Source organism: Roseobacter sp. N2S (assembly GCF_031454055.1).
Taxonomy (GTDB): Bacteria; Pseudomonadota; Alphaproteobacteria; order Rhodobacterales; family Rhodobacteraceae; genus Amylibacter.
Map to the genome: position 1 here is coordinate 1 of NZ_JAVDQB010000007.1, position 22,821 is coordinate 22,821.

Here is a 22,821-nt window from a genome sequence, read left to right on the forward strand (position 1 = left end):
CATGCCAGAAACGGGATGCTGTCGCCCGTCGACTTTGAAGACAGACAGCGAAATAACAACCAAGAAGGTGTCTAGGAAACTAGGGGCTATTCAGTCGACCAGACTAAAGCAGTCATCAAGACTGACGCAAGGCCAGCAAGGCTGGCGCTCATCGCAACAAACCCACCATCTTCATCTAGCCTGCCCCAGTTACCGGGAATGAACGAGAATGCTAAATTAAACATGATTAAGAATAGGAAGAAATAGCCAATAAGGGCACCCATGATATGGATGTAGGCTCGCCTTTTGCTGAAAGGGGAATCCGAGCCGTCTGATAAATAAAGGCTTTCTGGATTTTTGTTCATCCAGTTGAAAATGTCTGGTTTAAACACTGCGTGGTATGTCACCCATGCCGTGTTGAGCAAAACAACCCATCCCAACACATATAGAAAAATTTGCATCCAATCCATGACGTCATTCTCATATACAGCCCTTAGAATATCATAACAGGCAACGTCCCAAAAACCACCGTTTGTTGAACAGTTCACCACACCGGACTTTGGAGCCCTTTGAGCCAAGGTCGCTCCGTTCACAGAGTAACCATGCAGTCTAAGTCTATTCTATATCAACTTTTCCACATCACTGACCTTTAAGGGCGCTATTCGCAGGGCGTTGGAACGTCCCAAGAACTCGCATCTTAAAAAACTAACATTTCATCGAAAGACTGACGCAGGACCGAAAAGCCACCAGCCTTTTGCTGACAGCTTAAGAACGCTATGCTTTACACAGAGGAATGGCTCTAAATCCTAGGCCGTCTTTTTGCCGCGCCACAGGATGAACAGGCCCGACAGCACGATCAGGCCAGAGCCAAGGATCATTGACGAACTCAGGCTCTCGCCAAAGACCAGCACGCCAAGACCGATGCCAAACAGCAGGCGGGTGTAGCGGAACGGGGTGACGGCGGATACATCGCCGGTGCGCATGGCCTTCATCAGGCAGGAATAGGCACCAGCACCCGCCAAAGCGGCGGCGGTCAGGCTAAGGGTGGCGGTGGTGTCAGGCCAGACAAAGGCTGCGCCCTCCCATATGGCAAAGGCGATGCCTGCGACCACAACTGACAAAAATCCATAAAGCCCCAGCAATGAGGTGCTAAGCGTTGCGGGGGCTGCGCGGCTGGCCAAATCGCGCCCCGCAAAGCCCAACATCCCGATGATTGCAAGGATCGACAACAGGGAAAAACTGTCAGCCCCCGGGCGGATCAGGACAATCACGCCGAAAAGACCGACGAAAATAGCAGTCCAGCGCCGCCAGCCCACGGGCTCGCCAAACACCAATGCCGCGCCTGCGACCACCACCAGTGGGGTGGCTTGCAGGATCACTGTGGCCGCAGACAGCGGGGTTAGTGTGATGGCCAGAACATAGAACAGGCGGCCCATGATTTCAAAGCCGACGCGGATGCGCATGGGGCGGGAAATCACGTCTTTGGTGTATAAAGGCTCACCGCGCAAAAGAGAGGTTGCGGCAAAAACCACAGCGCCGCCAAGCCCGAACAGGATCAGGATCTCGCCCACAGGCAGGCTGGCTCCTGCGGCTTTTAGCAAAGAATCCTCGACTGCGAAAATCGCCATAGCAGCCACCATGAACAGGCCCCCGATCAGGTTGGCCGACTGGCCTTCAGCACGTGGGGTCATGGGGGTTCCAGTGTTTTAGGGTGTTAAATCCGAGCTTGGGTGCAAGGCGCGCCCGCGCGATCGACCTGTTCCTGACGGGATTGGGCGGGGTTGTCAATTGCTGGCGGGTAGGGCTGTTAAGCTGTGCGCAGACCACTGGGCGCAACCCCGAAAGTTTCTTTAAACGCCCGCGAAAACGCCGCAAGCGAATTAAAACCGCAGCGCACGGCGATGTCTTGCAGGGGGGTGCGGGTGTCGATGACCATACGGTGGGATTCTGCCAGCCGCAAAGCGCGAAACGTCTTGCCCGGGCTGGTGCCCAATTCGGAAGCGAACAACATTTCAAGGCGGCGCACCGACAGGCCGCAATGGCGGGCGATAGCGGCAGTGTGGATCGGGTCCTCGATATGCTGTTCCATCAGTTGCAAGGCCCGCGCCACAGGCGGAGAGCGCCGTTTCAGGCGGGATACCGACACCAGCGATTGCGGGTCTGATCCCGCGTGAACCGGATCATATAGAAAGGTGCGCATGACGCTTTCGGCCAAGGATCGGCCGTGGTGGGTCTGGATCAGATGCAGCATCATGTCGATGCAGGGGCTGGCCCCGCCCGTGGTGATGAACTTGCCCGATTGCACAAAACGGTCGCGCACAACTTCGGTTTCGGGAAAATCCCGTTCCAGTTTTTCCAAGTCCTCCCAATGGGTTGTGGCGCGGTGGCCGTGAAGCACGCCACAGCGGGCAAGGATCTCTCCGCCGCCGTCAATGGCGCAGACAAGGGGTGTTTGATGGATAGCCGCCTGCAATCTGCGGCGGTTGTCGGGGGTGGTTTGTGCGGCAATGTCAAACCCGGCGATAATCGCCAGCATTTGGGCTGGCGGCAGGGCAGATGCGGGGTTCGCAGGCAGGTCTACGCCTGTAGTCAGGCGCACGGGGGCGTCGGTCAGGGTTGCGATGTCCCATGTATACACCTCAGCGCCCGCAGCGCGATTGGCCGCGCGTAACGGGTCCAGCACTGCGGCAAGGCAGAGCATATTGCTGTGGGGCATCACCAAGGCGCGTGTGTGAAACGGGCGCAGAGAGGGGCGTAGATTCTGGCCCGTACTTTGGCCCGTACTTTGACCTGTGATGCCGTTTTGCTGAGGCGGAATTTTTGCGGTATTCATCAAATTTGTTTCGTAAACTGTAAAGCGTGGGCCTGCAAGGGGCGGCACACTGGCGTCAACACGCGAATTTGGGAGCAGATCATGCCTTTGGAAATGAACACCGACGTCTTTATCACCTGTGCCGTAACAGGGGGCGGTGGCACGCAAGACCGCAGCCCCCATGTGCCCCGCTCCCCTGAACAAATCGCCAACAGCGCGATTGCTGCAGCCAAAGCGGGCGCGGCGGTGGTGCATTGCCATGTGCGCGACCCTGAAACCGGTGCGCCGCGCCGCGATGGGCATTTGTACCGCGAAGTGACCGAACGGATTCGCGCCGCTGATGTGGATGTGGTGTTGAACCTGACCGCAGGCATGGGCGGGGACATTGTCTTTGGCGATGTGGAAAACCCCATGGAGCTAAGCAAGACAGGCACCGATATGGCGGGCGCGACGGAACGCATGGCCCATGTGCTGGACTGTCGCCCTGAAATCTGCACGCTCGATTGTGGCACGATGAATTTTGCCGAGGCTGACTATGTGATGACCAACACCCCCGGCATGTTGCGCGCCATGGGGCAAATGATGACCGATTGCGGTGTAAAGCCGGAAATCGAGGCGTTTGACACTGGGCATCTGTGGTTTGCCAAGCAACTGGTCAAAGAGGGCGTTCTGGACAGCCCTGCACTGGTGCAGCTGTGCATGGGGGTGCCTTGGGGTGCGCCGGATGATCTGAACACCTTTATGGCGATGGTGAACAATGTGCCTGATGATTGGAACTGGTCCGCCTTTGCGCTGGGCCGTCATCAACAGCCGTTTGTTGCTGCTGCGGTGCTGGCGGGGGGCAATGTGCGGGTGGGACTAGAGGACAACCTGATGCTGGGGCGCGGCAATCTTGCCACCAATGAAATGCTGGTGGAAAACGCGGTTGGCATCATTGAACGCATGGGGGCCACTGTGATGGGGCCGGATGCTGTGCGCAAAAAACTGGGCCTGACCAAACGCGCACCGGTGTAAGCGGTGATGTGGCGTGGGGGTGCAATATTGGCTGTAGTGGTTGGTGTTCTGACCGCCTGTAGCCTTGCACCGTCCACGGATCACGGCCCGATCCGCAATCCAAAGGTGCTGATGTCTGCAACCTCGCGCTATGATGCGGCGCGGTTTGCGGGGCATTGGGTGACGCGGGCGGATTTTGCGGGGGACTGGCGGGTCACTGCCTTTGATTTTGCTGCACCAAAAGCAGTTAGGGCAGGGGCGTGGCGCGAACAGGGTGTCGGCGGCGAACCTGCGCGGGTTGCGCAAGTCTCGGCGGATCAGCCGGCGGTGTTTACCCTAACCTATGACGGATTGCCCAGACAAAGCCGCCAGATGGTTGTGCTATGGGTGGATGAAGGCTTTCGCACAGCAGTTTTATCCACGCGGGACGGCAGTTACGCGTGGATCGCGGATCGCAAGGCAACAGGCGGGGCGGATCGGGTGATTGCCGCCCGTCAGATGCTGGATCACAACGGTTTTGACACGACACAACTGCGCGGGGCGCTGGAATGATCCGCCTGTTGCGATATATCAGGTTGAACGAAACCGTATTAATCTTTGAGGTCCGATCATGAAAACTCTCACCCTAATCTGTTGTGGTGTTCTGCTGGCGGCTTGTGCCCCGCCAAGCGGGCAGAAAAGCAACCACCAGAACCTGAATGTCAAAGAATGCAAGCAGATTGCGGACGCGGTGTTTGACGCGGGCAAGCTGAGCAACAACCTGTGTCCGGGCTATATGCCTTCGGGTGAACCGATCGAGCTGCCCTAGCTGATCGGCTTGGGCACGGGCGAAGAACGACTAATTTTCAACTCTGTAGGTAGAATATGACGAAAATAGCAGCGATTGTGGGTGGCGGTGTAATTGGCGGGGCTTGGGCTGCGCGGTTCTTGCTGAACGGGTGGGACGTGCAGGTGTTTGACCCCGATCCCGAAGCTGAACGCAAGATTGGCGAAGTACTGTCCAATGCACGCCGTGCGCTGCCCAGCCTTTCGGATTTCACCATGCCAACGGAGGGTGCGATCAGCTATCACGGGACAATCGCACAAGCTGTAGCGGGGGCTGAATACATTCAGGAAAGCGTTCCCGAGCGTATGGATATCAAACACCAGACCTTTACCGCGATCACCGAGGCCTGTTCCAATACTGCGATCATCGGCTCGTCTACGTCCAGTTTTACGCCCACGGAATTGTCCAGCCAGCAGGTGGATAAAAGCCGGATCATGGTCTGTCATCCGTTCAACCCCGTCTATCTGTTGCCGCTGGTAGAGGTTGTCGGCGGCACCACTGCATCCCCTGAAGCGGTTGAGAGCTGCATAAACATCCTGACCAGTATCGGGATGAAACCGCTGAAGATCGAAAAGGAAATTCTGGGTCATATTGCCGACCGTCTGCTGGAAAGTGTCTGGCGCGAAGGTCTGTGGCTGGTCAATGACGGGGTTTGCACCACCGAGGTTCTGGACGATGCGATCCGCTATGGCTTTGGCCTGCGCTGGGCGCAGATGGGGCTGTTTGAAACCTACCGCATTGCGGGCGGCGAAGCGGGCATGCGCCACTTTATCGGGCAGTTTGGCCCGACAATGGATTGGCCGCTGTCCCACCTGATGGATGTGCCTGACCTGAACGACGCTTTGGTGGACAAGATTGCGGATCAATCCGATGCGCAATCCGGCATGTATTCGATCCGCGAGTTGGAACGTATTCGCGACACCAATCTGGTAGGCATGATGCGCGCTCTAAAAGCGCAAAACTGGGGCGCGGGTGCGGTTCTGGCCAATTATGACGCGGGCAAAAAGGCCGAGCAGGGTGCGCCTGACCTGTCAGGGTTGGTGCGCACGGCGTCTCGGACTGTGCCGCTCGACTGGTTGGATTACAACGGCCATATGAATGAGGCGCGGTATTTGCAGGCCTTTGGGGATGCCACCGACCGGATGATGGAAATTGTCGGCTGTGATGCGGAGTATATCGCGTCGGGCGGGAGTTATTTCACGGCGGAAACCCATATCCGCCATATTGACGAGGTCAGTGCAGGGGCCGAGATCACGGTGGACACTCAAGTGGTGTTGGGCGCGGGCAAGAAAATGCATTTGTTCCACTTCATGCGTGCCAGTGACGGGCGGTTGCTGGCCACGGGTGAACATATGTTGATCCATGTGTCGCTGGAAACCCGCAAAGCCGCCCCGCCTGCGGCCCATATTGAACAAAAGCTGGTGGCGATTGCGAAATCCCATGAAGCCTTGCCTGTGCCAGAGGGTATGGGGCGATTTGTCGGGCAGGGGCGCTAGTCGCTGACAGCATCGGGGGATTTCACATCCCCCGAACCCCCTGTGGGATATTTTTAGAAAATGGAGAAGGGCGCGAGTTTGGCAACGGATCTTCCGTATCGGGTTGAAGAAGAGGCGGATTTGCGGATTCCGTTGTCGGACGGGATAACCCTGTCAGCAAAGGTTTGGCGGCCTGTGGGCGCGGGGGCTGTGCCTGTTGTGCTGGAGTATCTGCCTTATCGCAAGCGGGATGGCACGGCGGCGCGGGATGCGCTGACCCATCCCTATCTGGCGGGGCATGGCTATGTCTGTGTCCGTGTGGATATGCGCGGCTGTGGCGAAAGTGACGGATTGTTTCAGGACGAATATTCCCCGCAAGAGCTGGCCGACGGGGTTGAGGTGGTGAACTGGCTGGCCGCGCAGGACTGGTGCTCGGGTTCGGTCGGGATGATGGGGATTTCATGGGGCGGGTTCAACGGTTTGCAGATAGCGGCCCTAGCGCCTGCGCCGTTGAAGGCTTTGGTGACGATCTGTTCATCCACGGACCGGTTTGCCGATGATATTCATTACAAAGGTGGTATCATGCTGGGTGAAAATCCGGGCTGGGCGGCAACGGCCTTGTCGTGGTTCTCGGTTCCGCCTGATCCTGCTTTGGTGGGGGACAGTTGGCGCGATATCTGGCTGGAACGGTTGGAAAACACGCCGTTTCTGGCAGAACGCTGGGTGCAGGAACAGGTGCGGTCTGCGTATTGGCAGCACGGATCGGTCTGCGAAGATTTCAGCGCGATCAAGGCGGCGGTTCTGACCGTGGGCGGCTGGCATGACGGTTATCGTAACACCATGGGGATTTTGCTGGATAATCTGACAGCACCCGTCAAAGGCATCGCGGGGCCGTGGAACCACAAATATCCGCATATCGGATCCCCCGGTCCGCAGATTGATTTTCTGGGCGAGATGTTGCGCTGGTGGGATCACTGGCTGAAAGGGATTGATCGCGGCGTGGCGGAAGATCCGGCCTACCGTGTTTATGTGATGGACAGTGTGGCGCCGGAAACGGCCTTCACCCACCGCGCGGGGCGTTGGATCGGGTTGGATCAGCCCCGAGGCGCGGATGAATTGCAGTATCATTTGAACGGGGCAGCGCTGGCACAACAGGCTGGTCCCGTAGCGCGTTCGGTGCAAACGGATGTGGCCTGTGGGCAGGGCACGGGAGAGTATTTTCCCTTTGGTTTTGGTCCGGGGGAATTGCCTGATGACCAGACAGCCGATGACGGGTTAAGCCTGTGTTTCGACAGTGATCCTGTGGGCGCGGCGCTGGATATTGTCGGGCAGGCGCGGTTGCGGTTGCAGCTTTCCAGCGATCAGCCGCAGGCACAGGTTGCGGTGCGTTTGAACGATTTGCGCCCCGATGGTGGTTCAGCCTTGATTGCCCATGGTTTTTTGAACCTACGGCAACGCGCGGGCGCAGCGCAGATGGTGGATATGCCTGTGGGCGAAGCGGTCGAGGTCGAGGTTCTGCTTGATCAGACCGCCTATCACTTGCCCGCGGGGCATCGGTTGCGCATCGCGCTTTCGCCGTCTTATTTCCCCTTTGTATGGCCTGAACCGACCCCTGTGACCCTGACGGTGACGGCGGGGCAGTTGCACCTGCCGCATTTGTCGGGCGAAGGTGTGGCTGTGTCTTTTGACGGGCCTAAAGGGGCGGAACCGCTGGAGTTTATCCGCCATAGTCCGCGTTTGGAAACCAAAGAGACCCAAGACGCGGGCGGGCATATCGAACTGGTGGTGTTCGGCGATGACGGATTGGTTGAGAACCCGGAAACGGGTCTTGTCACCAGCCAGAAGGTGCATGAAGTGTTCTCGATCCAGAGGGGCCAGCCAGCGTCTGCCAAGGCCAGTTTCGCGTGGGAAAGGTCAATGGGGCGGGGGGACTGGCAGGTCTCGACCCAATCTTCAGTCTCTTTGAAATCGGATGGGGCGGATTTTGTGATCAACGCTGACCTGACTGCGCAAGAGCAGGGTGAGGTCGTGTTTGAGCGCAAATGGACAGCGCGGGTTCCGCGACGCTGAGCACACCAATACTACGCAGGTGGGTGCAAAAATACGCGTTGGCGATGTCGCCAGCAAAAGCCGATCAGCGGGTTGGGTTGGGCATACAACTCTTGGTGGTAGGCAGGTCAGAAGGGCCGCATGTCTTACTATTGCGAGAGTCTTCTTGTCGTTTTACGCGCGTAAAAGGTCGGACTGGGCTTGGTCAAGGGGTAATCTCGTGCAAAAGTGAGCGGGAGCAAGGAGATGCGTAAGGAAAAGCTTGCCTAAGGGGGGTGATCCGCAGCACGCTCTATGTCATAAGTCATAATAATAAGAATCTGTACATCTAGGGAGAAATGATGATGAACGACGAACTGAAGCATCTGGCAAAACGTGTGGCACAGAAAACAGTCTCGCGGCGTGATTTTATTGGTCGGGCAGGTGCGCTGGGCGTGTCTGCAGTGGCTGCAAACACACTTTTGGCAGAGGCCGTTCACGCGGCTGGCCCAAATAAAGGCGGCCATTTGGTTCAAGGCATGGGCGGGGGCGAAAGCACCAACACGCTTGATCCGGCGCTGACCGCTTCGCAAGTTCCGTTCGGTAATTTGCGTCACTTTGGTGAAACGCTTGTGGGTGTTTCGGAAACAGGCGAGTTGACACCGCGTCTGTCTGAAAACATCGAAGCCAGTGCAGATGCCAAAACATGGACATTCAAAATCCGCAGCGGTGTTGAATTCCACAATGGCAAAACGCTGGACGCCAATGATGTGATGCGCACAATGGAGCGTCACTCTAACGAAGAATCCAAATCCGGTGCGCTGGGCATCATGAAGGGTATCGAATCCATGAAAGTGGACGGCGATAACTTTTCCATCACATTGAACAGCCCGAATGCGGATTTGCCGTATCTGCTGGCGGATTACCACCTTGTGATCCAGCCGGATGGCGGGTTTGACAATCCGGCAGACGGTGTTGGCACGGGTCCTTATGTTCTGGATGTGGATGAACCGGGCGTGCGTCACGTGTTCAAAAAGAACCCGAACTACTGGGGCGGGGATGTCGTGAACTATGACAGTTCGGAAATCCTTGTGATCAATGATGCAACCGCGCGGACTGCTGCGCTGCAATCCGGTCAGGTTCACCTGATCAACAAGGTTGAACCCAAAGTGGCCAAGCTGATTGACCGCGCACCGGGTGTTTCGATCCAGAACGTTGCAGGCCGTGGGCATTATGTGTTCATCATGCATTGCGACACTGCGCCGTTTGACAACAACGAGCTGCGTATGGCTTTGAAATACGCCATCAACCGTGAAGAAATGGTTGATAAAATCCTGCGCGGCTATGGCACAATCGGGAACGATATGCCGATCAATGCGGCCTATCCTTTGTTTGATGCGTCTATTCCACAGCGTACCCATGACATCGCCAAAGCCAAAGAGCATTACGCGGCCTCCGGTCACGATGGTTCTCCGATTGTTCTGCGTGTTGCTGATGGGGCCTTCCCAGGTGCGGTTGATGCGGGCGCCTTGTTCCAGGAAAGCGCGCGCGCTGCGGGTATTCCACTGGAAATCAAACGCGAGCCGAACGACGGTTATTGGTCCGAAGTCTGGAACAAACAGCCGTTCTGTGCATCCTATTGGGGCGGTCGCCCTGTGCAGGACCAGATGTATTCGACAGCCTATCTGTCCACTGCCGACTGGAACGACACACGCTTTAAAGACCCGAAATTCGACGAGTTGCTGAATCAGGCAAAAGCCGAACTGGACGGTGCCAAGCGCAAAGCGATCTACAGCGAAATGGGCTATATGGTTCGCGATACAGGCGGTGTGATCCTGCCGATGTTCAATGATTTTGTTGATGCGGTCAGCGATAAGGTTGCAGGCTATGTGCTTGATCCGAATGCCGAACTGTCCAACGGCTTTGCGCCTGTGCGCACCTGGTTTGCATAAGCGGTCTTGAACAGGTCATGCACCCAATCTTAAAATTGTTGGTTCAGCGCATTGCGCTGAGCCTGCTTTTGCTTCTCGCTGCATCCGCGATGATTTTCATCGGCACCCAAATTTTGCCTGGTGATGTGGCTCAATCCATTCTTGGTCAATCAGCAACCCCCGAAGCCCTGGCGAATTTGCGCACAGAGCTGGGGTTGAACGATCCGCCCATCACGCGCTATTTCAATTGGCTGTTCAGCGCGATGCAAGGCGATCTTGGCACGGCGCTGACCAACGGCAGGGATATTGCCGAAAGCCTTGGCGCGCGTCTGAAAAACACCATGTTTCTTGCCTTTTGGGCTGCGGTGATTTCCGTTCCTTTGGCGATCTTTCTGGGCCTTTTGGCGGTGCGCTATCAAAACCGCTGGCCTGACAAGCTGATCTCGGCGGTGACGCTGACGTCTATTTCCATTCCTGAATTCCTGATCGGCTATGTGTTGATGTATTTCATATCGGTCAAGATGGGGTGGTTCACATCGGTTTCAACGATCTATGATTCCATGTCGCTGGGCGAAAAGCTGAACGCCATTGCGCTGCCGGTTACGGTTCTGACGCTGGTTGTTCTAGCCCATATGATGCGGATGACACGGGCAGCGATCCTGAACGTGATGCAATCCGCTTATATTGAAACGGCAGAACTTAAAGGCCTGTCCATGTTCAATATCATCCGCAAACACGCCTTTCCAAACGCGATTGCCCCGATTGTGAATGTGGTAATGCTGAACCTCGCCTATCTGGTGGTCGGCGTTGTGGTGGTAGAAGTCGTCTTTGTCTACCCTGGCATGGGGCAATATCTGGTGGATCACGTTTCCAAACGGGATGTGCCTGTGGTGCAGGCCTGTGGTCTGATCTTTGCCGCTGTCTACATCGGATTGAACATGATCGCGGATATCGTTTCCATTTTGGCGAACCCAAGACTGAGGCACCCGAAATGAGAATTCCTATCAGTGCAATGATCGGTCTGTTTTTTACCGGTCTTTATTTCTTTATCGCAATCTTTGCCCCTTGGCTGGCCCCTTATGGCCTGACCGAGGCGGTGGGGGACGTTTGGGAGCCTGCCAGTGCGACCCATTGGCTGGGCACCGACAGTATTGGCCGTGATCTGCTGACGCGGATGATTTACGGCGGGCGCACCACCATCTGGATCGCAACGGCGGCGACAATCCTGTCATTTACCACAGGCGCGGTTTTGGGTTTGCTTGCGGCGGTTGTCGGGGGCTGGGTGGATCAGCTGCTGTCGCGGTTGGTTGACTTGCTGATGGCCATTCCATCGCTGATTTTCGCGTTGGTTGTGCTGTCGGTTATGCCGGTGACAATCACGGTTCTGATCCTTGTGATGGGTCTGCTAGACAGCACACGGGTCTATCGACTGGCCCGCGCGGTTGCGGTGGATATCAACGTGATGGATTACGTCGAGGCCGCGAAACTGCGCGGTGAAGGCCGCGTCTGGATCATCTTTCGCGAAATCCTGCCCAATGCTTTGTCCCCGCTGGTAGCGGAAATGGGGCTGCGGTTTATCTTTATGGTGTTGTTTGTATCTACACTGTCCTTCCTTGGCTTGGGTGTTCAACCGCCTGCGGCTGATTGGGGTGGTATTGTGAAAGAAAACAAAGAGGGGATCGTTTACGGTATTCCTGCAGCACTTGTGCCAGCCATCGCTATTGCGACACTGGCGATTTCTGTGAACCTTGTGGCGGATTGGATCTTGAACCGAACCACCAGTTTGAAAGGGGGTCGCGGATGAGCGATGCAATGCTAAAGGTCAAGAACCTTAAAATCGGCGCGACGGTCTATCCGCCCAGCGGAAAACCCCATGACATTGAAATCGTGCATGGTGTGTCCTTTGATCTGGAACGGGGCAAGGTGCTGGGCCTGATCGGGGAATCCGGTGCGGGTAAATCCACCATCGGCCTGTCTGCCATGGCCTATGGGCGCGGCGGTGTGAAAATCACCGGCGGTGAGGTCTGGGTTAACGGCACAGACATTCTGCAACAGGGCATCAAAGACCTGCGCAAATTGCGCGGGGCGACGGTGACCTATGTCAGCCAATCGGCGGCGGCGTCTTTCAATCCTGCGAAAAAGATCATGGAGCAGGTGACAGAAGCCGCTATCTTGCAGGGGAAATTTTCCCGCAAAGAGGCCGAAGACCGCGCAGTTGCATTGTTTGACAAGCTGGGCTTGCCTAATCCTGAAAAGATCGGCAACCGCTATCCCCACCAAGTTTCAGGCGGTCAGTTGCAGCGCTGCATGACAGCGCTGGCCCTGTGCCCTGAACCTGATCTGGTGGTGTTTGATGAACCGACAACGGCGCTGGATGTGACCACGCAGATTGACGTTCTGATGGCGATCAAAGCGGCGATCCGCGACACGGGTGTGGCGGCTTTGTATATCACCCACGATCTGGCTGTGGTGGCGCAGGTGTCTGATGACATCATGGTGCTGCGCATGGGCGACATGGTGGAATACGGTCCGGTGGATCAAATCATCAACGCGCCCAAGGAAGAATACACCCAAGCCTTGGTGTCTGTGCGTTCCATTGATCACGTGGAAAAAACGCCCACATCTGAACCCGTTCTGACCGTCAATCAAGTGACAGCGCGGTATCGGGGCACCAACTTTGACGTTCTGAAAAACGTGAATGTTGAATTGCACCCGGGGCAAACGCTGGCGGTTGTGGGGGAAAGCGGCTCGGGTAAATCGACCCTTGCACGGGTGATCACGGGCCTGTTGCCCCCCAGCGACGGGCAGATCGAGTTTGCAGGGCGTACCCTTAGCCCCGCATTGCAGCAGCGCAGCAAGGAAGACCTGCGCGAATTGCAGATGATCTATCAGATGGCGGATACGGCGATGAACCCGCGCCAGACAGTGGGCACCATCATCGGCCGCCCGTTGGAGTTCTATTTCGGCATGCGCGGCGCGGAAAAGCGCAAGCGGATCAAAGAGTTGCTGGAAGAGATCGAAATGGCCGACGGCTTTATCGACCGCTATCCCGCAGAGCTGTCAGGCGGCCAGAAGCAACGTGTCTGCATCGCCCGCGCATTGGCGGCAAAACCCAAGCTGATCATCTGCGACGAGGTAACATCCGCACTTGATCCATTGGTGGCAGATGGGATTCTGAAGCTGCTGTTAAACCTGCAAAAGATCGAAAATGTGGCCTATCTGTTCATCACCCATGATCTGGCCACAGTACGGGCCATCGCTGACAGTATTGCGGTGATGTATCAGGGAAAAGTAGTGCGCTACGGATCAAAAACAGAGGTCCTGTCGCCACCGTTTGACGATTATACCGATCTGTTGCTGTCCTCGGTTCCAGAAATGAAACTGGGGTGGCTGGAAGAAGTGATTGCCCATCGCAAGATGGAGAGCGCTGGGAACTAAGCCCCTGATCCACAGTCAAATATGCAAACAGAAACGGGCTGCCATTGCACACTGCAACGGCAGCCCGTTTTGTGTTTAATCAGAAATAACCGTGAAAATCTGACCTTTATGCTGGGGAGTTTCCACCTCATCCATCAAGGCCACGGAAAAGTCTTCGGCTGAAATGGTACTGTTGCCTTGCGCGTCGCTTAACAAAACACGCCCGCCACTGCGATAAGACCCTGTACGTTCCCCCGGTGCGATAACGGATGGCGGGGCCAGCACGGTGAAATCCAGATCAGATGTGGCAAGCCGTTCAAAGGCGGCGCGCATGGCTTTTGCCTCGGCTGCATAGGGTTCGGGCACCACATTGGCCACTGCGGTTCCGTCGGGCAGGTTCAATGATCCGGCGCCGCCAACCAGAACCAGCCGTTTGCGCCCCACAGAACCGATCAGCGCGTCGATATAGGCCAAAGCCTCGGCGGTGGTATCTTTGGTTGAACGGGGGCTGACGGCACCAACAACCAGATCAGCCTGTGCAATGGCCTCCTTCAGCGCGGGGGGGTCGGCCAGATCAAGAGCCAGCGGCGTGACGTTTGGATTGTCATTTGCCGGTGCCGCGCGGGAGGCTGCGATCACAAAATGGTTGCGGGAGATTGCCTCGTTTGTGATCCGTGATCCGATCATGCCGGTCGCGCCAAGAAGTAGGATTTTCATTTCATTTCCTTTGGTATTAAGTTACTGTTGGTAACCACTTACGAAAGGTAATCGCCAAGCGGAATACGCACTTTGGCGTCTCATAGTTACTTGGAGGGAAGCACATGTGTGCAAAGCGTGCGCAGAATTACGATTGTCCGGTGCGTGATGTGCTGGACCGTGTCGGGGATGCTTGGTCGGTTTTGGTGATCTTGGAACTGTCCAAGGGAAATGCGCGGTTTAATGCGCTTAGCCGCGTGGTCGGGGGGATTTCGCCGCGCATGTTATCCGTCACACTGCGGCATCTGGAACGGGACGGGTTGGTGGCCCGCACCGTGATCGATGTGAAGCCGCCGCAGGTGGATTACGGGCTGACAGAGCTTGGACGCTCACTTTATCGGGCAATTGGGGCCTTGTCCCACTGGGCCGAACAGCATCAGCCTGCCATCCGTGAAAGCCGCACGGCCTTTGACAGCGCGCAGGATGTTGCCGCCTAGCGGGTAAGTTTCGGGTTGCAATTTCGCCCTGATCTGTGTTGCTGGCGGTGTCACTCAGCACAAGGAATTGACCGATGAAAACCAAAATCTTGCTGATTATTCTGGACGGGGTTCCTTGGCGCAACTGGGAACGGTTGTTTGGCAATCTCGAAGGCCATGTAGATGCGGGCAATGCGCAAAAATGGAAGATGCGCGCGGTCCTGCCGTCGATTTCTGCCAGTTGTTATGCGTCAATCCATACAGGCGTTGTGCCCGCAGAACACGGCTGTACCGGCAACGGCAATGTGTTTCGTCTGGATCATCCCGATGTGTTTGGCCAAGTGCGCAAATCAGGCGGTGTGACGGGGGCGGTGGCCCATTCGTTCTGGTCCGAATTTTTCAACCGTTCGCCGTTTGATAACGTACGTGACGTGGAATACGATGAACCTGAAAGCGATACCATCAACCACGGGCGGTTTCACACCATGACGGGCTATGGCCGTGCCAATCAGATGACGCCTTGCGATCTGGATCTGTTCGGGACACTGACCAATCTGTGCCTGCGCTTCGGGCTGGATTACGGGATGCTGCACACCTGCACGCTGGACAGCATGGGGCATCGGTATTTCCATGAAAGCGAGGAAATGGACGGCGCTTGTTTCATCATGGATGAAATGCTGGCCCCGTTTATTCCGCGCTGGCGGGCTGCGGGATATGAGGTGATCGTCACCGCCGACCACGGACAAGATGAACGGGGCCATCACGGCGGACGTTCGCCGCTGCAACAGGAATTTGCGCTGTATTATTTCGGCGACGCAAAAGGCCCTGCGGCGGATACGGTTCTGGATCAGGTGCAACTGGCGCCAACAATCCTGTCACGGATGGGGGCGGATATTCCAGATACGATGACGGCGAAACCTTTCCTGAAATAGGAAGGGGCGTTAGCTCTCGGGCAGGGTCACGGGTGGATTTGGCAGATTGCGATACCACTCAAACTCTGTCGCGAAGGCTTGTTCATATGTCTTGCGGCTGGCTTCAAAATCTATCGGTTCAGGCGTTGGTTCTGAAACGTTCAGTTCTGGCAGCACCAGTTCAGCACCGTAAATATTGCGCAGCAAGGTTTCAAACGCGCCCAGATTTTCATATTTGAAAATCATGTCCACAGTGTCGCCGCTGCGGGTGTCTGTGCAAAACAGATTGTCCAGAAACTCCATCGCCCAGCCGCTTTTACCAGTGATGAAATTGTCCAGAAACGTGGGGAAATCCAGATGGCCCACATAACGTGGGTCGTCTTTTAGCGTATCGCGGGCGCGAAATTTATACCAGCTTACGGCCTTGTCAAACGGTTCGCGCACCACGGTAATTGTGGTAAACCCGTTGGTGCGCAAGGGGGCTTCCATGCGGCGGTAACGGGTATAGTCGATGTGTTTCAGCACCGGATTGCCATTCAACCGGGCCATGCCTTTGACCTGACCCAAGGCCCGTTCCATCGACGTGGATGCCACTTTCCGGTTGGACAGGAAAACCAGCTTGCGGGTGTAGTCGATCATCATTGTGTTGATCCAGTCCGGTTGATCAGTTCAGGGCAATTCCAGCGCGTTTTACGGTCTTTTGAGCCTGTCCGAATTCCGCACCATAGGCATATCCCGCCCGCGTCGCCCCGGCAATAATACCCGGTGCAAAGCAATCGCCGATACGTGTGACAGTTTGCAGCCCAGCGTCCAGCCAATCGGCTTTGCGAGCTTGAAGGGCGTGCCAGAGTTCGTCTTTTGGCAAGCGGGCGGTAACGGGCACAAGGGCCGCACAGGCGTGGGTTTCAACCTGACCTGAATAGACACACCCAAGGCTGATACTGTCGGCAGTCAGGCCGCTTAAATTCTTTAGGGCCTTAATTTCAATGCCCTTTTCGATCAGTCGGCACTGGATGCGCTCTTGTTCCAATGTGTTGTCACTATAAGGGGCGACGATTGCGGCAGGGGTGACGAACAGCACCTTTCGCCCTGTGTTGGCAATCTGTTCAGCCAGGACGCTTGCAAGGTAAAAACAATCGTCGTCAAATACCACAATCGGGCCGTCGGGCAGGGCATCCGCGCCGTTTTGCATCAATGCATCCGGGGAAAACACGTTCGGTGCATCAAGGAAGGGCAGCGGCGTGCGGTGGGTGCGGCCAAACCCGTCACTGCGCCATGTGGCCCCCGTGGCCAAGGCCACATGCGGGATGGCATAGGACAGGATGTCATCAACCGTCAGCGGGCTTTGGGCGTATAGTTCCGCATTGGGGCGGGGCTGCAATTGGCCCAACCGCCAATCCCGAACGCGGGCCCACTCGGCAAGGCCGGGCAACTGGCTTTCAAGGGTGACGCGCCCGCCAAAACTGTCGCGGGCCTCGGCCAGTGTGACATCTGCACCGCGCGCGGCAAGGGTTCGGGCGGCCTCTAGCCCTGCAGGGCCAGAGCCGACAATCAGATGGGCGGCAGGTTTTTCCAGCGGGCGCAGGATTTCAGGATGCCAGTCGCTACGCCATTCCTCGCCCACTGTAGGGTTTTGGGTGCAGCGCATGGGCACACAGGTGTTGTCGCCCGCAGTGCAGATATTGCAACCGATACATTCGCGGATGTCATCGACGCGGCCTTCATTGATTTTATTGGGCAAATGGGGGTCTGCAATGGACGGGCGCGCCGCGCCGATCAGGTCCAGATGGCCCGATTTGATCAGCCGCACCATTGTATCGGGAGAAGTATAGCGCCCCACGCCGACCACGGGTTTGCTGGTCACGGATTTGACGAAAGCAGTGTAGGGTTCCTGAAACCCCTCGTTTGAAAACCGCGAGGTCTGGCTGTCATTGCTCCAGTCCGACAGGTTCACATCCCACAGGTCAGGCTCGTCGGCGAGGGCAGCGATGATGTCGCGGCCTTCAACCTCGTGGCGCAATCCTTCGGCGCCCAACAGTTCATCAACTGCCAGACGGATCGCAATGGCGCAGCTGTCGCCCACGGTGTCTTTCAGATCGGCCACAACCTCACGGAACAGGCGCAGGCGGTTTTCAAAACTGCCGCCGTATTCATCGGTGCGGTGGTTGTGCCGTTTCAGCAGGAAATGCTGCAAAATAGTCATATCGTGGCCCGCATAGGCGTAAATAATGTCAAATCCAGCCGTTTTGGCCCGCTTGGCAGCATCGGTGAACCAGCGGCGCAGGGTTTTGATGTCGGTTTTATCCATCTCGCGGGCTTGGATGGGGTCATAGCTCAGCGTGGGGGTGGCGCTAGGGGCGATGGCATATTCGCGGCTGTAGCGGTTTGGCGCGTGATAGCCGTTGTGTACCAGTTGGATCGCCGCAAGTGATCCGTGTGCGTGTACGGCATCTGTCATCAGGCGCAGGGCGGGGATGTCGCTATCGTCCCAGATCCGCCCTTCATTGGCGGGGGACAGATCGGAACTGCCGTGGATTTCCACCTCTTGCGTGGAAACCACACCCCAGCCGCCTTGGGCTTTAACCCCGCGATGGGCGGCCTCGGCCTGGGGGTGGCGATAGCCCATTCCGGTGCAATGGGGCACCTGATAAAAGCGGTTGCGGGTGGTATGGGGACCGATCTGAACCGGTTCAAACAGAATATCGTATCTGGGGTCGCGCATGGCATGTCCTACAATTTGAGGGCGGCTGTGTTAGTAAGGCCATTCACCGTTTTTAAGGGCGTTTAGCGCGAAAATGATGCGATCAAAGCTGTCGCGGGCCCGCTTTACGGTGGTTCTGCCGCGCAGATAGCCGTGGACCAGACCAGTTTCGTTGAACCAGACGGCTTGCCCCGCAGCGGCAAGGATTGCATCGCGGTAATCGCGGCAACCATCGGTAATCGGGTCACATTCCGCTGAAATCAGAACCGTCGGCGGCAGGTTGGTGAAATCCGTGTCTTGCAGGGGAACCGCCGTTGGATCGTTCTGCGGCTTTGGCCCGTTGTAGCGCACACCTTCATAAAACAGGATTTCGTCGCGGGTCAGCATCGGCGCGTTGGCATGGGTCAGGAAAGAACCCGCATCAATGTCGCCGCCAAGGCCGGGGTAGACCAGAACCTGCCCGATCAAACGGGGTTCATTGCGCAGGCGGTGGCTGACGGTGGCCCCCAAATTGCCCCCCGCGCTATCGCCCGCCAGCAATACCTGACCCCTGCGGGTTTCCAGTATGTGGCGTGTGACGGCAAGGCAATCGTCGAACATGGCGGGGTGTTTGTGCTCGGGGGCCATACGGTAATCGACCGAGACCACATCCATGCCCGTCCGCTCACAGATTTCAGCGCAAACATCATCATGGGAGTCCAATCCACCGACCACAAAACCTCCCCCGTGAAAATACATCACAGTGACGTCTGATCCGCCGCAGGTATAGTGGCGGGTCGGGATCGTGCCGACCTTGTGATCGGACGCGCTGACGCCGTCAGGGTAGCCCGCAAAAAAGGCCCGACACATGGTATCATAGATTTCGCGTTGTTTTTCGATAGACATATTAACAGTGTCAGGCGGATAGTATTCCGCTGTTTTATTGATGAAATCCCAAGTCTCGGCGTCGATGTGTTTTGTATAATCCATAGGCGCAGCCTAGGTCTGCGGCGGGCGGGCTGCAAGGGATTCTTAATCGGAGCCGGGGTGGAAATTTCATTTATGAAATCTGATAAATGGTCTTTGTGCCGGGCGGTTGTGCGGGGGGTTTGGTCAATAAAACAACAGGTTGTGGAGAAGTGTGAAAGCAGTGCTGTGGTTGCCTTGGACAGTATGACACCTTGGCGTTGTTGGTGTTGGGCTTTAAGCGATCGTATGTTTCTTTTGGAAAATGCAGTGCAGGATTTGCACGGTATCGGGGTCACATCCAATAAATCGCACCCCATCCATACAGTAAGGGATTGAAATAGAGACCGGGATATTGGTATGTTATTATGACTAGTCATAAAGGTTAAATGTATGCCCCAAATTTTCGCAAAGAAAGCCCGATTGGCCGATGGCTGGGCGCAGAATGTGCTGCTAGATGTTAAGGACGGTCGCATTGTTGGTTTGCGCACTGGTGTGGCTGGTGGGGCGACTGGTGGGGAAACCTCGGTGGATTGCCTGCTTCCAGCACTGGCGAATTTGCACAGCCATACGTTCCAACGCGCTATGGCGGGGATGACCGAATACCGCGCGGCTGGCCGTGAGAGTTTTTGGACATGGCGGACCCTGATGTACCGCTTTCTGGATCGCCTGACGCCCGAACAAGTGCAGGCCATCGCGGCATTGGTTTTTGTGGAAATGCAAGAGGCAGGATATGCCAGCGTGGGGGAATTTCACTATGTGCATCACCAGCTTGGCGGTCAACGCTATGATGATCTGGCAGAGCTGTCAGCCCGGATTGCGGCGGCGGCGGATCAGACGGGCATCGGCCTGACGCTGTTGCCCGTTCTTTACACCTATGGCGGGGCAGGACAGCAGGCATTGGCGGGCGGTCAATTGCGCTTTGGCAATGATCCGGCGCAGTTTCTGGAACTGGTGTCTGCGGCTCAGGGGGCCGTTGCCGCCTTGCCCGATGATGCGCAAGTGGGCATCGCACCTCATTCGTTGCGCGCCACCTGTCCGTCCGATCTGGCACAGGTTCTGGCGCAGACACCACAAGGCCCTGTCCATATGCATATTTCCGAACAACCCGCCGAGGTTGAACAGATCAGCACATGGCTGGGCGCGCGCCCCGTGGAATGGCTGTTACAAAATGCTGACGTTAATGAACGCTGGTGTCTGATCCACGCGACCCACATGACCCAAGCGGAAACAATTGGGCTGGCCAAATCCAAGGCCGTGGCAGGGCTTTGTCCGATCACAGAGGCGAATTTGGGGGATGGACCCTTCAATGGTCCCGCCTATCTGACGGCACAAGGCCGCTTTGGCGTTGGGTCCGACAGTAATGTGCGGATTTCGCTGACCGAAGAGTTGCGCACCTTGGAATACTCCCAACGGTTGCGCGACGTGGAACGCAATGTGATGGTTCTGGGCGAAGGCTCGGTGGGCGAAACCCTGTATCTGGGCGCGGCCACGGGCGGTGCGCAGGCGGTTGGACGGGATGCAGGGGAAATCCGCATTGGTGCGCTGGCCGATCTGGTTGCAATTGACAGCCAGCATGTATCGCTCTGTGCGCTTGGCGATGACAAACTGCTTGACGGATTGTGTTTTGCAGCCAGTGACGCGGTGGTTACCGATGTTTGGTCTGCGGGCCGCCATCAGGTGCAAAACGGGCGGCATGTGGCGCGGGATGCGGTGGAACGCGCTTATCGCGGTGCCGTGGCAGCTTTGGTGGCTGATTTGTAACATTCGGGATGACCTTCGGGTCGCCTAACGCTATTGTCACGCCAAATTCAGAATGAGGGTGACAATGGCGATTTCTTTGGCCGAAGGGCAGATGTTCAAGGGACTTTTTGGCGACGCGGAACTGACCGTTCTGTTTTCCGACAGCGCCGAGGTGCGCGCCATGTTGCTGGTTGAAGGTGCCTTGGCGGCGGCGCAGGGTAAACTGGGGGTGATCCCTGCGGAAAGTGCCGACATCATCAACCGCATGGCCCGCGAAGTGCTGATTGATCCGGGCTATCTGGCCGAAGGGATCGCGCGGGACGGTGTTGTGGTGCCCGCGTTGGTGGCGGCGTTTGGCAAGGAAATGCAAGCGCCTGAACATAGCGCTTTCTTGCATAAAGGGGCCACATCGCAAGATATTATCGACACAGGGCTGGCGCTGCGGTTGCGGCGGGTGCTGGATATTCTGGACAGTCGCATGGGGGCCTTCCTAAATGTTCTGGCGGATCAGGCCGAGACCTATAAAAACACCCCAATGGCAGCGCGCACGCGGCATCAGATCGCCACGCCAACAGCGCTGGGGGCGCGGATTGCAGGCTGGGGCGCACCGTTTTTGCGCCATCGCCAGCGCTTGGCCGAACTGCGCCCGCGCGTGTTGGTTGTGTCTTTGGCTGGGGCCTCGGGTAACCTGTCCGCCTTTGAAGGGCGCGGGCTGGAAACAGCGGATGCACTGGCGGATGAGCTGGGGCTGGGGCGGGCAGAATTGCCGTGGCACGCAGCACGGGACGGAATTTCAGAACTGGCGAATCTATGTGGGTTGATCTGCGGATCGCTTGGAAAAATCGCGCAGGATCTGCTGCTTTCCGCACAGATCGGAGATGGCTTGAGAGCAGGCGCTTCGGGCGGGTCCAGCACCATGCCCCATAAGGCAAACCCCACAGGGGCCGAGGCGATGCTGGCCCTGTCCCGTCAGGGGCAGGGGCTGGTGGCGCAGATTTCAGGGGCAGCAATCCACGCGCAGGAACGGGATGGTGCGGCATGGTCACAGGAATGGCTGTCTTTGCCCGCTTTGATTGTGGCCACGGGGGCGGCGTTGCGTCATGGGCTGGAGCTGACCCAAAGCCTGCATGTGGACGCAGATAAAATGGCGGCAGTGTTCGATGATACCCAAGGTTTGATGATGGCCGAAGCGGCGAGTTTTGCGCTGGCAGACCATATGGGGCTGGCCGACGCCCGTTCGGTGACAAAATCGGCCTGTGCCAAAGCGGTGGCATCGGGCGAGAACCTGCGCGATGTGATTGCACGCGAAACTGTGCTGCCGATAGATTGGGATGCGGTGTTTGACGCCCGATCTGCCCTTGGGGAATCCGGCGAAATCATCACACGGTTTGCGGCACTAGTGCGGGCGAAAAATGGCTAGGCTGGGATTGGAGTGTCGTTAGAACTCGGACAATTTTCCAAGCTTATTCAACAGGTTGATTAGCTGGGCTTTGCCAAAATGTTCTTCCAGATCCTCATAAACCTTGCGGGCTTTGGGGGCGATTAGGGCAATCACCTCTTGGCCAGGTTGGGCAAGATGGATGATCTGTTTGCGACGATCCGTGGGATGGGCCTCGCGCCGGATCATTTCGCGTTTTTCCAGCAGGGCAAGGATGCGGGTCAGGCTGGGGGTCAACACCACGCAGCGCTCGCCGAGTTCAGTGGGTTCCAGCGGTCCGACCTCATCCAAAACGCGCAACACACGCCACTGTTGTTCGCTCAGATCGTTTTCCATCAGATAGGGGCGAATACGCCGCATTACCGATTCACGGGCACGCAGCAGCATGATGGGAAGGGATTCTTCCGTCTTTGCGAAAAATTTGCTCATTTGGGGTATATGGCCTGTGCG

The 22,821-nt window shown here is 56.9% G+C and carries 21 protein-coding genes; 13 read left to right on the forward strand and 8 right to left on the reverse strand.

Annotated elements, in window-relative coordinates:
* Positions 1-86 precede the first annotated feature (86 nt).
* The 3 genes from GGE09_RS15725 to GGE09_RS15735 all read right to left on the reverse strand — a co-directional run bounded on the left by GGE09_RS15725 (position 87) and on the right by GGE09_RS15735 (position 2,812).
* Entirely contained in the window at positions 87-572 is a 486-nt protein-coding gene (locus tag GGE09_RS15725; RefSeq protein WP_309747115.1) for a hypothetical protein, read from the reverse strand.
* Between the two features lie 213 nt (positions 573-785).
* Complete coding sequence (locus tag GGE09_RS15730) at positions 786-1,670, reverse strand: DMT family transporter (RefSeq protein WP_309747116.1); 885 nt, start codon at positions 1,668-1,670, stop codon at positions 786-788.
* Between the two features lie 116 nt (positions 1,671-1,786).
* Positions 1,787-2,812 (reverse strand): helix-turn-helix domain-containing protein, encoded by a 1,026-nt coding sequence (locus GGE09_RS15735; RefSeq protein WP_309747117.1) that lies wholly within the window; start codon positions 2,810-2,812, stop codon positions 1,787-1,789.
* An 81-nt stretch (positions 2,813-2,893) separates the two neighbouring features.
* Between GGE09_RS15735 and GGE09_RS15740 the strand changes: the two genes are divergently transcribed.
* The 9 genes from GGE09_RS15740 to GGE09_RS15780 all read left to right on the forward strand — a co-directional run bounded on the left by GGE09_RS15740 (position 2,894) and on the right by GGE09_RS15780 (position 13,482).
* A complete protein-coding gene (locus GGE09_RS15740) occupies positions 2,894-3,805 on the forward strand; it encodes a 3-keto-5-aminohexanoate cleavage protein (protein WP_309747118.1) in 912 nt (303 codons plus the stop codon).
* Between the two features lie 27 nt (positions 3,806-3,832).
* Positions 3,833-4,336: a lipocalin gene (locus GGE09_RS15745; RefSeq protein WP_309747119.1), complete on the forward strand. Its 504-nt coding sequence runs from the start codon at positions 3,833-3,835 to the stop codon at positions 4,334-4,336.
* Between the two features lie 58 nt (positions 4,337-4,394).
* Positions 4,395-4,592: a hypothetical protein gene (locus tag GGE09_RS15750; RefSeq protein WP_309747120.1), complete on the forward strand. Its 198-nt coding sequence runs from the start codon at positions 4,395-4,397 to the stop codon at positions 4,590-4,592.
* Positions 4,593-4,648: 56 nt separating this feature from the next.
* A complete protein-coding gene (locus tag GGE09_RS15755) occupies positions 4,649-6,106 on the forward strand; it encodes a carnitine 3-dehydrogenase (RefSeq protein ID WP_309747121.1) in 1,458 nt (485 codons plus the stop codon).
* Between the two features lie 78 nt (positions 6,107-6,184).
* Positions 6,185-8,155 carry a CocE/NonD family hydrolase gene (locus GGE09_RS15760; RefSeq protein ID WP_309747122.1) on the forward strand — a complete coding sequence of 657 codons (1,971 nt, stop codon included), beginning with the start codon at positions 6,185-6,187 and terminating at the stop codon, positions 8,153-8,155.
* A gap of 323 nt (positions 8,156-8,478) precedes the next feature.
* Complete coding sequence (locus tag GGE09_RS15765; protein WP_309747123.1) at positions 8,479-10,065, forward strand: ABC transporter substrate-binding protein; 1,587 nt, start codon at positions 8,479-8,481, stop codon at positions 10,063-10,065.
* Between the two features lie 17 nt (positions 10,066-10,082).
* Entirely contained in the window at positions 10,083-11,039 is a 957-nt protein-coding gene (locus tag GGE09_RS15770) for an ABC transporter permease (protein ID WP_309747124.1), read from the forward strand.
* On the forward strand, positions 11,036-11,848 hold the full coding sequence (locus tag GGE09_RS15775) for an ABC transporter permease (RefSeq protein ID WP_309747125.1): 813 nt from the start codon (positions 11,036-11,038) through the stop codon (positions 11,846-11,848). The genes GGE09_RS15770 and GGE09_RS15775 overlap by 4 nt, the downstream gene beginning before the upstream one ends.
* Complete coding sequence (locus tag GGE09_RS15780; RefSeq protein ID WP_309747126.1) at positions 11,845-13,482, forward strand: ABC transporter ATP-binding protein; 1,638 nt, start codon at positions 11,845-11,847, stop codon at positions 13,480-13,482. Before GGE09_RS15775 ends, GGE09_RS15780 begins: the two co-directional genes overlap by 4 nt.
* 75 nt (positions 13,483-13,557) lie before the next feature.
* Here GGE09_RS15780 and GGE09_RS15785 read toward each other — a convergent pair whose 3' ends face one another.
* Positions 13,558-14,178 (reverse strand): NAD(P)H-binding protein, encoded by a 621-nt coding sequence (locus tag GGE09_RS15785; RefSeq protein ID WP_309747127.1) that lies wholly within the window; start codon positions 14,176-14,178, stop codon positions 13,558-13,560.
* Between the two features lie 104 nt (positions 14,179-14,282).
* On the opposite strand from GGE09_RS15785, the gene GGE09_RS15790 reads away from it, so the two are divergent.
* The gene (locus GGE09_RS15790) at positions 14,283-14,654 is read left to right on the forward strand and encodes a helix-turn-helix domain-containing protein (protein WP_309747128.1); all 372 of its coding nucleotides are present in this window, start codon (positions 14,283-14,285) and stop codon (positions 14,652-14,654) included.
* Positions 14,655-14,728: 74 nt separating this feature from the next.
* Complete coding sequence (locus GGE09_RS15795; protein WP_309747129.1) at positions 14,729-15,565, forward strand: alkaline phosphatase family protein; 837 nt, start codon at positions 14,729-14,731, stop codon at positions 15,563-15,565.
* 9 nt (positions 15,566-15,574) lie between these two features.
* Here GGE09_RS15795 and GGE09_RS15800 read toward each other — a convergent pair whose 3' ends face one another.
* The 3 genes from GGE09_RS15800 to GGE09_RS15810 are packed head-to-tail and all read right to left on the reverse strand — an operon-like array spanning position 15,575 to position 19,214.
* Complete coding sequence (locus GGE09_RS15800) at positions 15,575-16,186, reverse strand: sulfotransferase family 2 domain-containing protein (protein ID WP_309747130.1); 612 nt, start codon at positions 16,184-16,186, stop codon at positions 15,575-15,577.
* Between the two features lie 22 nt (positions 16,187-16,208).
* The gene (locus tag GGE09_RS15805; RefSeq protein WP_309747131.1) at positions 16,209-18,266 is read right to left on the reverse strand and encodes an NAD-binding protein; all 2,058 of its coding nucleotides are present in this window, start codon (positions 18,264-18,266) and stop codon (positions 16,209-16,211) included.
* Between the two features lie 30 nt (positions 18,267-18,296).
* On the reverse strand, positions 18,297-19,214 hold the full coding sequence (locus GGE09_RS15810; protein ID WP_309747132.1) for an alpha/beta hydrolase: 918 nt from the start codon (positions 19,212-19,214) through the stop codon (positions 18,297-18,299).
* 369 nt (positions 19,215-19,583) lie between these two features.
* On the opposite strand from GGE09_RS15810, the gene GGE09_RS15815 reads away from it, so the two are divergent.
* Positions 19,584-20,954: a formimidoylglutamate deiminase gene (locus tag GGE09_RS15815; protein ID WP_309747133.1), complete on the forward strand. Its 1,371-nt coding sequence runs from the start codon at positions 19,584-19,586 to the stop codon at positions 20,952-20,954.
* A 64-nt stretch (positions 20,955-21,018) separates the two neighbouring features.
* Positions 21,019-22,353 carry an adenylosuccinate lyase family protein gene (locus GGE09_RS15820; RefSeq protein ID WP_309747134.1) on the forward strand — a complete coding sequence of 445 codons (1,335 nt, stop codon included), beginning with the start codon at positions 21,019-21,021 and terminating at the stop codon, positions 22,351-22,353.
* Positions 22,354-22,371: 18 nt separating this feature from the next.
* Here GGE09_RS15820 and hpaR read toward each other — a convergent pair whose 3' ends face one another.
* Entirely contained in the window at positions 22,372-22,800 is a 429-nt protein-coding gene (gene hpaR / locus GGE09_RS15825) for a homoprotocatechuate degradation operon regulator HpaR (RefSeq protein ID WP_309747135.1), read from the reverse strand.
* Positions 22,801-22,821: the final 21 nt, after the last annotated feature.

What these genes read in the sequence shown, in the direction of transcription:
- GGE09_RS15810 (WP_309747132.1), bottom strand. Translation starts at nt 19,214, where the DNA reads ATGGATTATACAAAACACATCGACGCCGAGACTTGGGATTTCATCAAT.
- GGE09_RS15805 (WP_309747131.1), bottom strand. Translation starts at nt 18,266, where the DNA reads ATGCGCGACCCCAGATACGATATTCTGTTTGAACCGGTTCAGATCGGT.
- GGE09_RS15755 (WP_309747121.1), top strand. Translation starts at nt 4,649, where the DNA reads ATGACGAAAATAGCAGCGATTGTGGGTGGCGGTGTAATTGGCGGGGCT.
- GGE09_RS15770 (WP_309747124.1), top strand. Translation starts at nt 10,083, where the DNA reads ATGCACCCAATCTTAAAATTGTTGGTTCAGCGCATTGCGCTGAGCCTG.
- GGE09_RS15750 (WP_309747120.1), top strand. Translation starts at nt 4,395, where the DNA reads ATGAAAACTCTCACCCTAATCTGTTGTGGTGTTCTGCTGGCGGCTTGT.
- GGE09_RS15735 (WP_309747117.1), bottom strand. Translation starts at nt 2,812, where the DNA reads ATGAATACCGCAAAAATTCCGCCTCAGCAAAACGGCATCACAGGTCAA.
- GGE09_RS15775 (WP_309747125.1), top strand. Translation starts at nt 11,036, where the DNA reads ATGAGAATTCCTATCAGTGCAATGATCGGTCTGTTTTTTACCGGTCTT.
- GGE09_RS15800 (WP_309747130.1), bottom strand. Translation starts at nt 16,186, where the DNA reads ATGATGATCGACTACACCCGCAAGCTGGTTTTCCTGTCCAACCGGAAA.
- GGE09_RS15765 (WP_309747123.1), top strand. Translation starts at nt 8,479, where the DNA reads ATGAACGACGAACTGAAGCATCTGGCAAAACGTGTGGCACAGAAAACA.
- GGE09_RS15795 (WP_309747129.1), top strand. Translation starts at nt 14,729, where the DNA reads ATGAAAACCAAAATCTTGCTGATTATTCTGGACGGGGTTCCTTGGCGC.
- GGE09_RS15740 (WP_309747118.1), top strand. Translation starts at nt 2,894, where the DNA reads ATGCCTTTGGAAATGAACACCGACGTCTTTATCACCTGTGCCGTAACA.
- GGE09_RS15815 (WP_309747133.1), top strand. Translation starts at nt 19,584, where the DNA reads ATGCCCCAAATTTTCGCAAAGAAAGCCCGATTGGCCGATGGCTGGGCG.
- GGE09_RS15730 (WP_309747116.1), bottom strand. Translation starts at nt 1,670, where the DNA reads ATGACCCCACGTGCTGAAGGCCAGTCGGCCAACCTGATCGGGGGCCTG.
- GGE09_RS15785 (WP_309747127.1), bottom strand. Translation starts at nt 14,178, where the DNA reads ATGAAAATCCTACTTCTTGGCGCGACCGGCATGATCGGATCACGGATC.
- GGE09_RS15790 (WP_309747128.1), top strand. Translation starts at nt 14,283, where the DNA reads ATGTGTGCAAAGCGTGCGCAGAATTACGATTGTCCGGTGCGTGATGTG.
- GGE09_RS15820 (WP_309747134.1), top strand. Translation starts at nt 21,019, where the DNA reads ATGGCGATTTCTTTGGCCGAAGGGCAGATGTTCAAGGGACTTTTTGGC.
- GGE09_RS15780 (WP_309747126.1), top strand. Translation starts at nt 11,845, where the DNA reads ATGAGCGATGCAATGCTAAAGGTCAAGAACCTTAAAATCGGCGCGACG.
- hpaR (WP_309747135.1), bottom strand. Translation starts at nt 22,800, where the DNA reads ATGAGCAAATTTTTCGCAAAGACGGAAGAATCCCTTCCCATCATGCTG.